Source organism: Pseudoalteromonas sp. Angola-4 (assembly GCF_028599265.1).
Taxonomy (GTDB): domain Bacteria; phylum Pseudomonadota; class Gammaproteobacteria; order Enterobacterales; family Alteromonadaceae; genus Pseudoalteromonas; species Pseudoalteromonas atlantica.
In genome coordinates this window covers 122,412-139,063 of record NZ_JAQREK010000005.1, presented here as the reverse complement: position 1 = coordinate 139,063, position 16,652 = coordinate 122,412, and the positions used below count along the sequence as shown (strand labels likewise).

General features: G+C 41.7%; 11 protein-coding genes. 10 read left to right on the top strand and 1 reads right to left on the bottom strand.

The window, feature by feature from the left end; translation table 11 throughout:
• Positions 1-108: 108 nt before the first annotated feature.
• The 5 genes from PSH48_RS08740 (at position 109) to PSH48_RS08720 (ending at position 9,319) form a co-directional block, all read left to right on the top strand.
• Entirely contained in the window at positions 109-1,602 is a 1,494-nt protein-coding gene (locus tag PSH48_RS08740) for a tryptophan halogenase family protein (protein WP_273611364.1), read from the top strand.
• Positions 1,602-3,458 carry a glycoside hydrolase family 13 protein gene (locus PSH48_RS08735; RefSeq protein ID WP_273611363.1) on the top strand — a complete coding sequence of 619 codons (1,857 nt, stop codon included), beginning with the start codon at positions 1,602-1,604 and terminating at the stop codon, positions 3,456-3,458. Before PSH48_RS08740 ends, PSH48_RS08735 begins: the two co-directional genes overlap by 1 nt.
• 88 nt (positions 3,459-3,546) lie before the next feature.
• Entirely contained in the window at positions 3,547-5,406 is a 1,860-nt protein-coding gene (locus PSH48_RS08730) for an alpha-amylase family glycosyl hydrolase (RefSeq protein ID WP_273611362.1), read from the top strand.
• A complete protein-coding gene (locus PSH48_RS08725) occupies positions 5,399-6,898 on the top strand; it encodes an MFS transporter (protein ID WP_273611361.1) in 1,500 nt (499 codons plus the stop codon). Before PSH48_RS08730 ends, PSH48_RS08725 begins: the two co-directional genes overlap by 8 nt.
• 9 nt (positions 6,899-6,907) lie before the next feature.
• A complete protein-coding gene (locus PSH48_RS08720) occupies positions 6,908-9,319 on the top strand; it encodes a glycoside hydrolase family 15 protein (RefSeq protein ID WP_273611360.1) in 2,412 nt (803 codons plus the stop codon).
• Between the two features lie 106 nt (positions 9,320-9,425).
• Here the strand turns inward: PSH48_RS08720 and PSH48_RS08715 are convergent, their stop codons facing one another.
• Complete coding sequence (locus PSH48_RS08715) at positions 9,426-10,442, bottom strand: LacI family DNA-binding transcriptional regulator (RefSeq protein ID WP_055014988.1); 1,017 nt, start codon at positions 10,440-10,442, stop codon at positions 9,426-9,428.
• 279 nt (positions 10,443-10,721) lie between these two features.
• Between PSH48_RS08715 and glk the strand changes: the two genes are divergently transcribed.
• The 5 genes from glk (at position 10,722) to gap (ending at position 16,610) form a co-directional block, all read left to right on the top strand.
• Positions 10,722-11,714, top strand: coding sequence for a glucokinase (glk, locus tag PSH48_RS08710; protein WP_273611359.1), 993 nt, complete (start codon positions 10,722-10,724; stop codon positions 11,712-11,714).
• 36 nt (positions 11,715-11,750) lie between these two features.
• Positions 11,751-12,764: a LacI family DNA-binding transcriptional regulator gene (locus tag PSH48_RS08705; protein ID WP_055017807.1), complete on the top strand. Its 1,014-nt coding sequence runs from the start codon at positions 11,751-11,753 to the stop codon at positions 12,762-12,764.
• Positions 12,765-13,089: 325 nt separating this feature from the next.
• Complete coding sequence (gene edd / locus PSH48_RS08700; RefSeq protein ID WP_138540711.1) at positions 13,090-14,940, top strand: phosphogluconate dehydratase; 1,851 nt, start codon at positions 13,090-13,092, stop codon at positions 14,938-14,940.
• A gap of 34 nt (positions 14,941-14,974) precedes the next feature.
• A complete protein-coding gene (gene eda / locus PSH48_RS08695) occupies positions 14,975-15,595 on the top strand; it encodes a bifunctional 4-hydroxy-2-oxoglutarate aldolase/2-dehydro-3-deoxy-phosphogluconate aldolase (RefSeq protein WP_055014984.1) in 621 nt (206 codons plus the stop codon).
• A 10-nt stretch (positions 15,596-15,605) separates the two neighbouring features.
• Positions 15,606-16,610 (top strand): type I glyceraldehyde-3-phosphate dehydrogenase, encoded by a 1,005-nt coding sequence (gap, locus tag PSH48_RS08690; RefSeq protein WP_055014983.1) that lies wholly within the window; start codon positions 15,606-15,608, stop codon positions 16,608-16,610.
• The last annotated feature ends 42 nt before the right edge of the window (positions 16,611-16,652 follow it).

Below are 16,652 nucleotides of genomic sequence, written 5' to 3'. Positions count from 1 at the left end.
TGTGTGTAGGAGCCCTTGTAATTTGTTTTACAAGGGCTTTTTTATAGCTACTTTATCTAAATTTTATCAAACTTAACAAAGCTTTAAACTGTAAACGTGGACAATAATATGAAACCAATAAAACACGTCGTAATCGCAGGCGGGGGCACGGCAGGGTGGATAACAGCCGCCTTGCTTAATAAAGTGTTAGGTAAAGTAATTAAAATAACCCTTATTGAGTCAAGTACTATTGGCACTATAGGCGTGGGTGAAGCAACAATTCCGCCTATTATTCAACTTAACAATGCACTGGGTATAAACGAGCAAGATTTTATAAACGCTACAAATGCATCTATAAAATTAGGAATTGAGTTCGAAAATTGGAAAACCCCCTCTCATAGCTACATGCATGCTTTTGGCTCATTTGGAAAAGACTTCCCCTTTTGCGATTTTTACAATTTTTGGGTAAAAGGGCATATTAGCGGTGCAGAAGAAAGCTTATGGGACTTTTCTCTTAACTACCAAGCGGCTAAGCAGCATAAATTTGCACCCTTAAATACCATACCTAATACACAATTGCCTGGCTTGAGTTATGCGTATCACTTTGACGCAACGTTATATGCTGAGTTTTTAAAAAACCTCGCAACATCACGCGGTGTTGAGCATATTGATGCCAAAATAGAGCAGGTTGAACAATGCCCTCTATCAGGAAATATAAAATCATTAACCCTTGATAACACACAACAGATAAATGGCGACCTTTTTATAGACGCTACAGGGCAGCGCGCCTTACTCATAGAGCAAACCCTTAACACAGGTTTTGTCGATTGGTCTCATTATTTACCGTGTGATAGCGCCGTGGCGGTGCAGTCTCAAGGTACTAGCGAGCTAAAACCTTATACGCGTTCAATTGCACACAGCGCAGGCTGGCAGTGGCAAATACCGCTGCAAAGCCGAATAGGAAATGGCTTGGTGTACTGTAGTCGTTATTTATCTGACGATGCGGCAACGCAGTTATTAATAGATAATTTACCCGCTGAGCCAATGACTGAGCCGCGGGTGATTAAATTTAAAACAGGGCGGCGGTTAAAGCAATGGCATAAAAATGTGGTATCGGTTGGCCTTGCCAGTGGCTTTTTAGAGCCGTTAGAGTCTACCAGTATTCATTTAATACAAAGTGCCGTAACCCGTTTAATAAAGCTGTTTCCACACAATGGCATAAGCGAAGCTTTAGTTACTGAATTTAATAAGCAAAGCGTGATAGAAATAGAGCACATTCGTGATTTTATAATATTGCATTACACACTAACAGCGCGAGAAGACTCCCCATTTTGGCGACAATGTAAGCAAATGGACATTCCTGAATCATTGGCCCATAAGCTCAAACTATTTAAGCAAACCGGCAAAGTAGTGCGCGAAAACGACGAATTATTTGCCGAAGTTGCCTGGCAACAGGTGTTTATTGGCCAAGGGCTTATCCCCGAAGATTACAACAGCATTGTTGACTCACTCAGTAGTGAACAACTAAACGATTTATTCTCAACACTAAAAACGCTTATTACCTCAACGGTAGATCAATTACCCACTCATAAAGATTTTTTAGCAAAAATTAAAAAGGCCTGATGATGCAACTTTTAAAAAAACTTTTACTTGTAAGTGCCTGTACTTTACCAACCATTAGCTACGCACTTGACGTTGAGCCAGCTAATTGGTGGGTTGGCATGAACAAAAACACGATTACCATCATGGTTCATGAGCAAAACATTGCAAACGAGCAAATTAAATTAGCTAAATACAACGGCGTTAAGTTAAATAAAGTAACCCGTACCGACAATCCAAATTATGTATTTTTAAATATTACCATTACCGACGCCGCTAAAGCCGGAACGCTTGAATTTAATAGCAGCGAAACAAGCAATAACTTTGAGTTTCCACTTCTTAAACGAGATAAAAACAGCGCTCAGCGTCAAGGGTTTACATCAGCTGATACGCTTTATTTAATTAACCCTGATCGCTTTGCTAATGGTGATAAACAAAACGATACCGTCCCAAGCATGTTAGAAGCGGCAAACCCGAGTATAAAAGGTGGGCGCCACGGTGGTGATATTCAGGGCGTTATAAACGCGCTTCCCTATTTAAACGATTTAGGCGTAACACAGCTTTGGTTAACCCCAGTGCTTGAAAACAACATGCCTAACTATTCTTATCATGGCTATGCAATTACAGACTTTTATAAGGTTGACCCACGAATGGGCTCAAACCAGTTATATAAAACGTTATCAGTAAAAGCAAAAGAGCAGGGTATAGGGCTAGTAATGGATATGGTCCTTAACCATTTTGGCTCTGAGCATACTTGGGTTAAAGATAAGCCAACTAAAGATTGGATTAACTTTAATGGTGAATTTAATAAAGGCAAAAATGCCACCAGCCATGCGCGCCAAACCATACAAGACCCACACGCCAGTGAATACGACAAGCGCCAGTTTAACGATGGCTGGTTTGTAGAAACCATGCCTGATTTAAATCAGCGCCAACCACTGTTAAGTGAATACTTAATTCAAAATGCGATTTGGTGGATAGAATACGCCGATTTAAGCGGCATACGTGTTGATACCTACTCTTACTCAGATAAAGCATTTTTGAGTGATTGGACAAAAGCCATAATGCAAGAGTACCCAGATTTTAATATTGTTGGAGAAGAGTGGACGTCTAACCCTGCTATTGCCTCTTACTGGCAACGTGGCAAGCATAACCAAGATGGCTATATATCAAGCTTACCAAGCGTGATGGACTTTTCGTTGCAAGAGTCGGTAATTCAAGCGCTAAATGAAGATGAAAGCTGGAACACGGGTTGGGTTAAAGTATATGAATCGTTAGCTAATGACTTTTTATACCCTGATACAAATAACATTATGGTATTTGCCGATAACCACGATATGAGCCGTGTTTACACTGAGCTTGGCCAAGATGTTGCCAAAACAAAAATGGCGATGACCTTGTTTTTAACCACACGTGGCATAGCGCAAATGTATTACGGTACGGAAGTACTATTAGATAACACCCCAAGTAAAGACCATGGTGATATTAGAATCGACTTCCCGGGTGGGTTTGAAGGCCAAACTCGTAATGCCTTTACCAAAGAGGGCTTAACAAAACAGCAAAAAGAGATGCATAACACCATCAGTACGCTGCTTAACTTTAGAAAAAACAGCTCAGCATTAGATAAAGGAAAGCTTGTACATTTTACGCCTCAACAAGGGGTTTATAGTTATGCGCGTATTAGCGATGAGCAAACTGTGTTGGTATTTATGAATAAAAACACACAAGCGTTACAAAAAAATATTGAGTTTATGCAAGAGGTAATGCCTAACAGCACAACAGCATTTAATTTATTTACTCAAAAAACACAAAAGCTTGGCAAAACCATTGAATTACCAGCGATGAGCGCAACGGTACTCGTTATAAATACGCCACAATAGTGACCTGAATACGTATGCAGCAACTGTATGGTTGCTGCAGTAATCTTTAGTATAAAGTTAATAACAATACTGACAAAAAAGACACACAATGAAAAAATCAGTTTATGTACCCGCAGTACTGTGTAGTGCACTTATTGCTACAGGGTGTTCAGAAAATAGTAAACCTGAACAACAGCAAGCACCTGCCCACACGCAAAATGAGCTTACCAAGCCGGTTGTATATCAAGTATTTACGCGTTTGTTTGGTAATACTAAAACAGCCAATGTGCCATGGGGCACTAAAGAGCAAAACGGCGTAGGTAAATTTGCCGACTTTAACGATGCAGCCCTCAAAGGCATTAAAGAGCTAGGTACCACGCACGTTTGGTATACCGGTGTGTTACACCACGCGTTAGTGGGCGATTATACCGACTACGGCATTTCACAAGATGACCCCGATGTAGTAAAAGGCCGCGCAGGTTCACCGTACGCAATTAAAGATTACTACGATGTTAACCCCGATCTGGCCGTTAATGTAACAAACCGCATGGGAGAGTTTAGCCAGCTTATTGAACGTACACATAGCCACGGTATGAAAGTCATTATTGATATAGTGCCTAACCATGTTGCCCGAAACTATCAATCACTTGGAAAGCCTAAAGGCGTAGAGGATTTCGGCGCACAAGACGACACCAGTAAAACGTACGATAAAAATAACAACTTTTATTATGTGCCTGGGCAGTCATTTCAAGTGCCTACCTCTACAACTTATACCGTGTTAGGGGGAAAGGCTCACCCACTTGCGGATGGCTTTTTTGATGAAACACCTGCTAAATGGACAGGTAACGGTGCCCGTGCACCAAAACCCGATATTAATGATTGGTACGAAACAGTAAAAGTAAATTATGGCGTAAAGCCAGATGGGAGCTACGATTTTGCTCAGCTGCCAAACGACTATAAAGACAAAGATTACCGTGCTCATTATGCATTTTGGCAAGATAAAGAGCTACCAGATAGCTGGTACAAATTTAGAGACATTGCGCTTTTTTGGCTAGACAAAGGCGTTGATGGCTTTAGATACGACATGGCCGAAATGGTACCGGTTGAATTTTGGAGCTTTTTAAATTCGTCAATAAAAATGCAAAAAAGCGATGCCTTTTTATTGGCCGAAGTATATAACCCGTTAATGTACCGCGCGTATATTCAGCAAGGTAAAATGGATTACCTTTACGATAAAGTCGGCTTTTACGATACCTTAAAAGCGATAATGCAACTTAAACAACCTGCCAATAGTATTTTTGATGCGCATCAAAGTGTGCTCGATATAGAGCAACACATGCTGCATTTTTTAGAAAATCACGACGAGCAACGAATCGCAAGCCCAGACTTTGCAGGTAATGCCCAGTGGGGTAAACCTGCTTTAGTTGTTTCTAATTTAATTAGCCGCGCGCCAACACTTTTATATTTTGCTCAAGATGTGGGAGAAGATGGCTCTGAAAACGCGGGGTTTGGAGCGCCGACACGTACCAGTATTTTTGACTACATTGGCGTTCCAGCGCACCAAGCATGGATGAATAACGGAAAATTTGATGGCGCTAACTTAACCGCAGAGCAAGTAGCACTTCGTAATTACTACAAAGCGGTTATGTCACTTAATAGTTTACCTGCTGTAGTAGGCGGAGAAATGTCGGCACTTAACCTTGTAGGAAGTGAGCGTGTTGTTGGTTTTACCCGCTCTTTAGGCCAGCAAAGTGTGTATGTGTTAAGTAACTTTAGCGAGCAGCCACAAACAGTTACGGTTAATTTATCAAAGGCACAATTAGCTGCAATGAGTGAAAAAACGCTATTAAATGATTTACTTGAAAATCACACCACCGAGCTTAAAGCTCACCCGCAAGGCGCTACATTTAACCTCACACTTGATGCATTTAGCAGCGCAGTATTAACAAATAAGGCTAATAATGAATAATCAAAATAATAATACCGATAAGCCAAATTTAAGTTTTTGGCAAATATGGAACATGTGCTTTGGCTTTTTAGGCATACAATTTGGTTTTGCCCTGCAAAACGGCAATGTGAGCCGAATATTTCAAACATTAGGCGCACAAGTTGATGATATTCCCATTTTATGGGTTGCAGCCCCGCTTACAGGCTTAATTGTTCAGCCTATTATAGGCTATTGGAGCGATAAAACGTGGGGGCGCTTTGGCCGTCGTCGTCCGTTCTTTTTTATAGGTGCAGTGTTAACAACGCTTTCACTATTTATTATGCCGCATTCACCAACGCTTTGGATTGCCGCGGGTATGTTATGGATCATGGATGCGTCAATCAACGTAACCATGGAACCGTTTAGAGCACTTGTTGGTGATAACTTGCCAGAAAAGCAACGCGCGACAGGTTACGGTTTACAAAGCTTTTTTATTGGTATTGGGGCGGTGTTAGCCTCAGCGCTACCATGGATGATGACCAACTGGTTTGATGTAAGTAATACCGCAGCCCCAGGGCAAATTCCTGAATCTGTTAAATACTCATTTTATTGGGGCGGGGTGGTGTTACTTGTCGCCGTGCTTTGGACCGTAGCACGTACTAAAGAATACAGCCCTAAGCAATTAGCGGCTTTTGAAAAGCAAAGCGCTCAACCTACAACAAGCAAAGTGGTTGATATTAACTTTAATAAAGGTGCCATTATTTTTGTGGTACTGGGTTTAGCAACTCTTGCATTAGTCATGGGCTTATCCCTTGAAAAAGAATTATACCTACTTGCTGGTGGTTTATTAGCGTTTGGTATTGTGCAGTGGATTGCAGCGGCGCTTAAAAGTGCGAATAAAACCCAAGGTGGTTTTTACCAAGTAGTACAAGATGTATTTACTATGCCGGAGGCCATGAAGCAGCTTGCCTGGGTGCAGTTTTTTAGCTGGTTTACTTTATTTGCTATGTGGATTTATACCACCGCTGCAGTAACAAGCTTTCATTATGGTAGTAGCGATGCAACTTCTAAAGCATTTAACGATGGTGCTGACTGGGTGGGTATTTTATTTGCCGCTTACAATGGATTTGCCGCAATAGCCGCTATGTGTATTCCGTTTTTAGTTAAAAAAATGGGATTAAAAGGCGCGCATTGTTTTAATTTATTGCTGGGCGCATTAGGCCTTGCAAGCTTTATGTTTATTCAAGATCCTAAAATGTTACTTATTCCTATGATTGGTGTGGGCTTTGCGTGGGCGTCTATTTTATCGCTGCCTTACGCCATGTTAAGTAATGCTCTACCGAGTAACAAAATGGGCGTTTACATGGGTATTTTTAACTTTTTTATAGTTATACCTCAGTTACTTGCCGCCAGTATTTTAGGGCTTATTTTACGCCATGCATTTTCAAATCAGCCTATTTACGCATTATTAATTGGTGCAGCCTCGTTTGTTGTTGCCGGCATTGCTGTAATGCGCGTTAAAAATTCAAATTAAGGACACACAATGAAAAAATACAACCTTATCACCGCCTCACTTTTAACGTTAGGTTTAACGGCTTGTGGCGCTCAAAACACAAGCACGACTGATGAAACTACCGCTGCACAAGTTACATCGGCACCTGGTGCCCCAGGCGCAGAGCCGTTTTGGGCTTATGCAGGTAAAACAGGTATTGGTACATCTTTTGAACAATACCAAAACGGACAATATACGGATGCAGCTGCAACGGGTGATGTATCTAAAGTATGGTTTTCAATTGCTAAAGGTATGATCACCGAAACCATGTTTGGGCTTATTCATCAAGCACAAATTAAAGACATGCAATTTGTTGTTACAGGTAAAGACTTTACCGTTAGTGAAGCCGATGAATTAGATGTCACCATAGATTACTTATATAAAGATGCACAAGGTCGCCCACTTTCGCTTGCTTATAAAGTAACAAGCACTGACAAACAAGGCCGCTTTAGCCTAGAAAAACACATATTTACCGACCCTGACGGGCAAACCCTGTTTATACGCAGCATATTTAATACTGAGCTTGAAGGGCTAAAAGCGTATGTGTCTGTTAATCCGTACATTAACAACAACGGCTTAGGTGACTTTGCTAAAACAACAGATCACGGCCTCGTTGCATGGGAAGACGATAACTATTTATCACTTCAATCAGCAACCCCTTTTAAAGCTAAAACAGTGGGCTTTACAGGGGAAAGCGATGGTATTAACGCACTTAAAACAACGCAATCTTTAAAAAACCAATACACAAATACTGGCGAAACTGCAGGTAACGTAAGTATGTTGGCAGAGCTTGGTGAAATAAGCGCAAATACCACCTTTGATTTGGCTCTAAGCTTTGGCAAAACGCAGCAGCAAAGTTTCAATGAAGGTAAAAAAAGCTTAGCGAAAGGGTATCAAACAGTACTTGAACACTATAACGGAAAAGGGGAAGCGCTGGGCTGGCAAGATTACCTACAAAGCCTAAAACCGCTTAATAGCATGGTTGAGCAAACCGCCGATAACGGCAAGCTTTTATACACCAGTGCCATGGTATTAAAAGCACAAGAAGATAAAACACACGCAGGGGCATTAATTGCTTCTCTATCTAATCCGTGGGGCGAAACGGTATCTGCTAAAGAGGGTTCTACAGGTTATAAAGCAGTGTGGGTGCGCGATTTTTATCAAGTAGCTATGGCATTTATGGCGCTTGGCGATACTGCCACAGCAAAAACAGCATTCGAATACCTTGAAAAAGTACAAGTAAACAGCAAAACACCGGGCAATAATGGCGATACAGGCTGGTTTTTACAAAAAACACATGTAGATGGTGAACTAGAATGGGTAGGCGTACAGCTTGACCAAACTGCTATGCCTATAATGCTTGCTTGGAAGTTACACAAAGCCAATGTACTTAGCGATGAAGAGCTAAAAAGTTGGTACGGTAAAATGTTAAAACCTGCGGCTGATTTTTTAGTGGATGGCGGGCTTGCTAAAATCTTGTGGAACGACACACAAATTACACCACCGGCAACACAGCAAGAGCGCTGGGAAGAGCAAGAAGGTTACTCCCCTTCAACAACTGCAGCAATAGTCGCTGGCCTTATTACCGCAAGCGATATCGCAACGCTTAGTGGCGATGATAAAAACGCAAAGCGCTACCTTGTTACGGCTAAAAAATACAGTAATGACATCGAATCGCACATGTTTACTACCGAAGGTAACTTAAAAGGCGAGAATAGCGATGGCGAATACTTTATTCGTATAGGCCAAGATACCGATGCAAATTCAGACACTAAAATTAACGCTAATAATGGCCGCGAAGGGTTTAATAAAAAGCAAATTTTAGATGGCGGGTTTTTAGAGCTAGTACGCTACGGCGTTCGCGATGCTAACGACGAAAGCATTGTTAAAACACTGCCAGAGTACGATGACGAAACGCTTGAAGATAACTTACAAGTTAGATACAGCTTTAGCTTTGACGATGGCAGCGGCACATTTGCAGGCTACCGTCGATATGGTAACGACGGCTACGGTGAAGATGAAGTAACAGGCACCAACTATGCAGAAGGTGGTAGCAACACACCAGGTCAACGCGGTCGTGTTTGGCCATTTTTCACCGGTGAGCGCGGGCATTACGAAATCGCAGCTGCGAATGCAAACAACGCTCTGGATGATGATAAACAAGCACAAATTAAAAACAGCTATGTAAAAGGCTTAGAGCAATTTGCTAATAACGGCCTTATGTTACCCGAGCAAGTATGGGATGGCGTAGGCGTAAATAAAGCAGGTTATGAGCTAGGCGAGGGGACTAATTCAGCAACACCACTGGCATGGACACATGCTGAGTACGTTAAACTGGTACGTTCATTAAGCGATAAACAAGTATGGGATCATTACCCTGTTGTTGAGAAAGCTTTGAAATAAGGCTAGTTCAAAATCTAAAATTAAAGCCACGGTTAATAGGCCGTGGCTTTTTTGTATTTAAGTGGGGTTAGTGTTTAATAAGCACATGAAGTTGAGTTATAAACCCTTAACTAGACCCTCTGGCAATTAACACTGGCGGTAAAAGGGTGCTTTGCACTTCTTCCTCGCGAATTAGCTTTAGAAGGTTTTCTACCAGCATTTGTCCTGCAACGGTGGTGTCTTGCGCTATTGTAGTAAGCGGTGGGTTTATATAGCTTGCTATGGCTATGTTATCAAAGCCGACCACAGCCACTTCGTTAGGAACATTAATATTGGCTTCTTTTAAAGCGCGAATTGCACCAATGGCTATTAAATCACTGGCGGCAAATAAGGCGTTAAATTTAATGTTATTTGCTATGAGTGAGCGTGTAGCATGGTAACCCGACTCTTCAGTAGAAATAGCATTGGCCATTTTTCGCTCATTAATGGTTATACCACTAGTAAGTAGCTCATCTTTAAACCCCTGAAAGCGGGCAAAAAACTCTGGACTGTGATCAGAAGCATCACCGATAAACGCACAATCAGTACGGTTATGGGCAATTAAATGGCCAGCAGCTAGTTTACCACCGCCGTAATTATCGCAACATACGGTTAGATCCGGGCGGTTATCGACGGTGGCCCCCCAGCATACAAATTTTGTGTTTTGCTCTAGTAAGGTTTTAAACTTTGGTTGAAAGTCTATGTAATCACCGTAGCCAAGTAAAATTATGCCATCGGCTCTGTGGCTGTCTTCGTAATCAGCTTGCCAATCGGCGCTGGCTGATTGAAACGAGACTAATAAGTCATAACCTTCTTTTGCACAGGCACGGGTAATACTGCCCAACATAGACAAAAAGAAAGGGTTTATTTGTGATTCATCTGATGTTGGGTCTTCAAACAATAATAGCGCAAGGGTACTACTTTGCTGAGTACGCAAGTTGCTGGCATTTTTATCCACTTTATAGTTAAGTTGCTTAGCTATGTCGTGAACGCGTTTGCGTGTTTCTGCATTAACAAGGGGACTATTACGTAAAGCGCGAGATACCGTTGATTGTGAAACGCCAGCATAATGGGCTATGTCAAATGAGGTGGCTTTACCTTTCATTGTTACAACTTAAATAAATGCTAAATAATTGTGCCATTTTCGACTATTAGTGAATTATTTCAAGCTTTTTACGATTTATTATTGATCTAGTCATGACACCGGTGTCATAATGTCAATGTTTTATCATTTTGTTGTCAAAACGTATTAGCTGCTATTTTATATAGCAGCCTTTTTTACTGTGATAGCTACTTTGAGGTGATAGCTCAAAGTGTATAAATAACAACGCATGGTCGTTGTAAAATAACAAGCATAAGCCGCTTACACAAAAGAGATAATACCATGAGCCAAAATTCTTCTGCCCATTTTAGCCCCACCCTTGTTGCCGATATTGGGGGCACCAATGCGCGCTTTGCATTAATTACCGATTTTAACGAGCAATCAAACCAATTTGTTATTGAGCATATTAACATATTTCCTAGTGCAAATTTTGGTTCTTTAGAAAGCGCGCTTGAGCAGTATTTAACAACTATTCCTCACGTAACACCAACTCGCGCATGTTTGGCAGTCGCAGGACCTATAAAAGCAGGTCAAGTGCATCTAACAAATTTAGGTTGGCACTTTAGTGTTAACGAGTTTAAAGCGCATTTTAATCTAACCCAATTAGAAGTAATTAATGACTTTGCTGCATTTGCTTATGCAGCGCCTTATTTAGATGCAACTCAAAACATTACTATTAAGCCTGGTCAAGCCGATGCAAATGCAAATATTGGTGTTATGGGCCCAGGTACAGGTTTTGGCGCAGCGTGTTTGGTGCGTACGGCGCAATCTTGCGCTGTATTAAGCTCTGAGGGCGGGCACATGTCGCTTGCGCCTGTTAATGAGCTAGATGCTTTATTAATTAATGAATTGCGCAAAGAACACCCACATGTTTCAATCGAAACGGTTTTTTCAGGCCCAGGTATTGCCCATTTATACAAAGCAATGGCTGCCGTGAAGGGGGTGACAGCTAAAAACTTAGATGCAGCACAAATTAGCAGCCTTGCCAACAGTGGCGAATGTGAAGTGTGTGATGCAACGCTTAATCAGTTTTGTGATTGGATAGGCAGTGTGGCAGGTGACTTAGCTGTGGTATATGGCGCATTAGGTGGCCTATTTATAGGTGGTGGTATTTTACCACGTATGCAGAGCAGATTATTAGAGAGCCGTTTTGTAGAGCGTTTTTCGCAAAAGGGCGTTATGTCGCAATATGCAGGGCAAATACCGGTAACCTTAGTAACCCAAGATAACATACCGCTTATTGGCGCGGGTGCGTGTTTATATAACAGCAAATAGTTTTTTGCTTAATGGTTGTATTTGGATAATGAACAAATGAAAAAAGTAACCATAAATAGTGTAGCAAGCCATGCGGGCGTTTCTAAAAAAACGGTATCGCGGGTGTTAAATAATGAGCCTAATGTAAGTGCGGCTACGCGCGAAAAAGTGCTTAAAGTATTTAAAGAGCTTGATTATACACCAAACCCAATAGCACGCGGACTGGCGCAAAATCGTAGTTTTATTATTGGTTGTTTGTACGATAACCCAAGTAAAAGTTATATAACACGCGTACAAACTGGCGCACTTGCTGCTTGTAAAGAGAATAATTATAACTTACTAATACACCCTTGCGAACTACGTGGCGACGATTTAATTAACGATATAGAGCAATTACTACAAACCTCGCGTTTAGATGGTGTAGTACTTACTCCGCCATTTGGTGATTTTGAAAAACTCGCTAATTTTTTAAAAGCTAAAAACATACCGTATGCACGGGTTGCATCGGCACTGCTTGAAGATGATTCAATTTCGGTGCGTAGCAACGATGAGCAGGGCGCCTATGAAATAACCGAGCACTTAATTTCACTTGGTCATAAATCAATTGCCTTTATTAAAGGCCACCCTGATCATAGTGCTACGCAGCAACGTTTTAATGGCTACAGACGTGCTTTGGCAAGCCACGGTATAGAATTTGATGAGCGTTTAGTTGAAGAGGGTAACTTTAGTTATCACTCAGGTGTAGACAGCGCACGCAGTATTTTAGATTTGTCACCAAGGCCTACGGCAGTATTTGCATCGAATGATTACATGGCGGCGGCGGTACTAAAACTTGCCACACAGCGTCAACTAAGAGTGCCAGATGATATCTCTATAGCTGGGTTTGATAACGCTCCTATAGCACGCCATATTTGGCCTGGCTTAACCACTATTGCACAACCTGTAGAAGAGATGACTAAACAAGCTGTAACGCAGCTTATATCGCATATCGCGCAGCCACAAGAGCAGCCTTATCAGGTTACCCTAGAATCCCGGTTAATAACGCGCGAGTCTACTGCCGCAATTAAATAAAATTTCACTTTGCTTTTCACAGTAACCCGAATTTGAGTGACGCTTATTCGGGTTTTTTTTGGGCGGATTTTAGCAAATAAACTAAAATTAGCATGTTCATTAATTGGTCACGTTAAAATTTTACACTAATTTTGTTACTCAGGGTTGACACCGGTGTCAATGCTATGCGTTAATACAGTGACACCGGTGTCAGGGTTGTTGTGAGAGGCTCCCTGGTAGCGTACCTTTGAACGGGTAAATCAAAGATGCTCAGTGCAGTTATTTACGTGGAGTCTGTAATTGCTACTGAGCCTTTTTCCTCTAACTAATAGAGATGAGCTAAATTATGTTGCACCCTCGCATTGAAGAAGTCACCCAACGCGTTATTGAACGCAGTAAACAAACCCGTCAAGATTATTTAGATCGTATTTCGCATGCAAAAAAACAAACAAGAGTTCGTGCTGGACTAGGTTGCGGAAACATCGCTCACGTAATGGCTGCGTGTAGCAGCGACGACAAAGCGCGCTTAAAGGCTGATGAGCAGCCAAATCTTGCTATTATCAACTCATATAACGATATGCTTTCGGCCCATGTGCCATACAAAGACTTTCCTGATTTAATTAAAGATATTGCCACTAAGTACGATGCCACTGCCCAAGTTGCAGGCGGCGTACCAGCAATGTGTGATGGTGTTACGCAAGGGCGTGACGGTATGGAATTGTCACTTTTTTCTCGTGATGTAATTGCTATGTCTACGGCGGTTTCATTATCGCATGACGTATTTGATGGCGTATTTTGTTTAGGCGTATGTGACAAAATTGTCCCTGGTTTATTAATTGGTGCCTTATCGTTTGGTCATTTACCAGTGTTCTTTTTACCTGCTGGCCCAATGCAATCTGGTATCCCAAATAAAGAAAAGGCTCGTATTCGCCAAAAATTTGCACAAGGCTTAGTTAGCCGTGATGTATTACTTGAGGCTGAAAGCGCGTCATACCATAGCGCTGGTACATGCACGTTTTACGGTACTGCTAACTCAAACCAAATGTTAATGGAAATAATGGGCTTACACCTTCCAGGTAGCTCGTTTATTAACCCTTACACTGAGCTTCGCGATGGTTTAACAGGTAATGCTGTAGAAACTATGCTTAAACAGCTTACAGGCGATAAAGAAAGCCCATGTTTAGCAGATGTGATCAGCGAAAAAACCATCATTAATGGTTTAGTTGGCTTGTTATCTACAGGTGGCTCTACTAACCACGCTATCCACATTGTTGCTATCGCAAAGGCAGCAGGTGTACAAATAACGTGGAAAGACATGTCTGATTTATCAGAAGTTGTACCACTACTTACGCGTATTTACCCTAATGGCTCGGCTGATGTTAATCATTTTCAAGCTGCCGGCGGTATGGGTTTCTTAATGCGTGAACTAGCCGGTGCTGGTTATTTGCATACTGACGTTAAAACTATGCTTGGTGAAGGCTTAGCCCCTTACATGATGGAGCCGCGTTTAGATAAAGACGACAGCTTAATTATGAGCGATTCAACAGGTCCTTCAAAAGTTAAATGGGTAGATTGCCCAGAAAACTCACTTGATGAAGAAGTACTTCGTCCTGTTAACAATCCGTTTAGTAAGCAAGGTGGCCTGCAACTTCTAACAGGTAACTTAGGCAAAGCCGTAATAAAAGTGTCTGCTGTCGCAACAGAGCATCAAGTAGTAACAGCCCCTGCTAAAGTGTTTAGCTCACAAGGCGAATTGCAAGAAGCTTACACCCGAGGCGAGTTAAACCAAGACTTTATAGCCGTGCTTAAAGAGCAGGGACCTAAAGCGAAAGGTATGCCAGAGCTTCATAAATTAACGCCAGTAATGGCAACCCTCCAAGACGAAGGCTTTAAAGTAGCTATAGTAACTGATGGCCGCATGTCGGGTGCATCAGGTAAAGTGCCTGCTGCTATTCACTTAGCGCCAGAAGCCGTTGAAGGGGGCATTATTGCAAAAATTCTAGAAGGCGATTTAGTAACCTTAGATGCGCCAAACGGAATCTTAAAAGTACACGTTAGCGACGAAGAGCTTGCTAAGCGTGAACTACAACTTAGTCAACCAAGTTTAACATTTGGTACCGGCCGAGAATTATTTACTGGATTTAGAAATATTGTAAGCAGCGCCGATTTAGGTGCGAGTGCTTTTGGACTTGAATAATAATTGCCACACACTGGGTAATGAGGAACAAGTAATGAGTATTGAAAAAATCTTAGCGTCGGCACCTGTGGTGCCAGTGGTTGTAATCGAAAAATTAGAAGATGCAGCACCACTCGCTAGAGCGTTATACAACGGTGGCCTAAAAGCACTTGAAATTACGCTACGTACGCCTGTTGCAGTTGAAGCTGTGAAACTAATGAAAGCAGAAGTTCCAGAAGCTTACGTTGGTACAGGTACAGTGGTTGATAAAGCAAGCTTTGATGCCTCAGTAGAAGCAGGCGCTGATTTTATGGTAAGCCCAGGTGTAAGTGATGAATTATTAGCGTTAGCTAAAAATTCAGATACGCCATTTTTACCTGGCGCAGCAACTGCAAGCGAAGTAATGCAGTTAGCAAGCCATGGCTTTAAGTATTTAAAGTTCTTCCCAGCTGAAGCTGCTGGCGGAACAGCCATGCTTAAGTCGATTGGTGGCCCATTACCACATATTACTTTTTGCCCAACCGGTGGCATTAGCCTAGCAACAGCCCCTAATTACTTAGCGCTTAACAACGTAATTTGTGTTGGTGGTACGTGGATGCTAGACAAGCAACTAATTGAAAACAAAGACTGGCAAGCCATTGAAGCGCTTGCTCGACAAGCAAGTGAAGTTAAATAGGAGTCTAAAAATGATTAATGTAGCAATTAATGGCTATGGCCGTATCGGTCGCAACGTATTACGTGCACTTTACGAGTCAGCACAAAACAGTGAGATTAAAATTGTAGCAATTAACGATTTAGCACCGGCTAACGTAAATGCGCATTTAACACAATTTGACTCAGTTCATGGTCAATTTTCTCAAAAAGTAACACTTGAAGATAACACCATGTTAATTGGTGACGACGTAATTACTTTGACGCAAGAGCGTGACCCTGCAAACTTACCGTGGAAAGAGCTTAACGTTGATATCGTTTTAGAATGTACTGGTTTTTTCACTAAGCGTGAAGATGCCGCTAAACACATTACAGCAGGTGCTAAAAAAGTAATTGTATCTGCACCTGGTAAAGACCTAGACGCAACTGTAGTGCACGGTGTTAACAGCGATGTAATTAACGCGGATAGCAACATTATTTCTAATGCATCTTGTACTACTAACTGTTTAGCGCCAATTGCTAAAGCAATTAACGACACAGTTGGTATTGAGCAAGGTAGCATGACTACAATTCATGCTTACACAAACGATCAAAACTTATCTGACGTTTATCACCCAGATCTTTACCGTGCACGTAGTGCAACTCAGTCTATGATCCCAACTAAAACAGGTGCTGCAGCAGCTGTTGGCTTAGTACTTCCTGAGCTTGCGGGTAAATTAGACGGTATGTCGGTACGTGTACCTACTATCAATGTTTCTTTAGTTGATTTTACGTTTATCACTAAGCGCGACACAACAGCTGAAGAAATCAACGAAGTAATGAAAGCCGCAGCGACAGGTTCAATGAAAGAAATTTTAGAGTACAACGAGCTTCCGCTTGTTTCTATTGATTTTAATCACAACCCTGCGTCATCAATTTTTGATGCAACGCAAACTAAAGCTGATGGCAAATTAGTTAAAGTAATGGCTTGGTACGACAACGAGTGGGGTTTCTCAAACCGCATGTTAGACCAAGTTAAAGCATTAGGTCAGTACTTATAATTGACCGTGTAAAAGTTTAGCTTTATCCAACCAAGCCTGCAT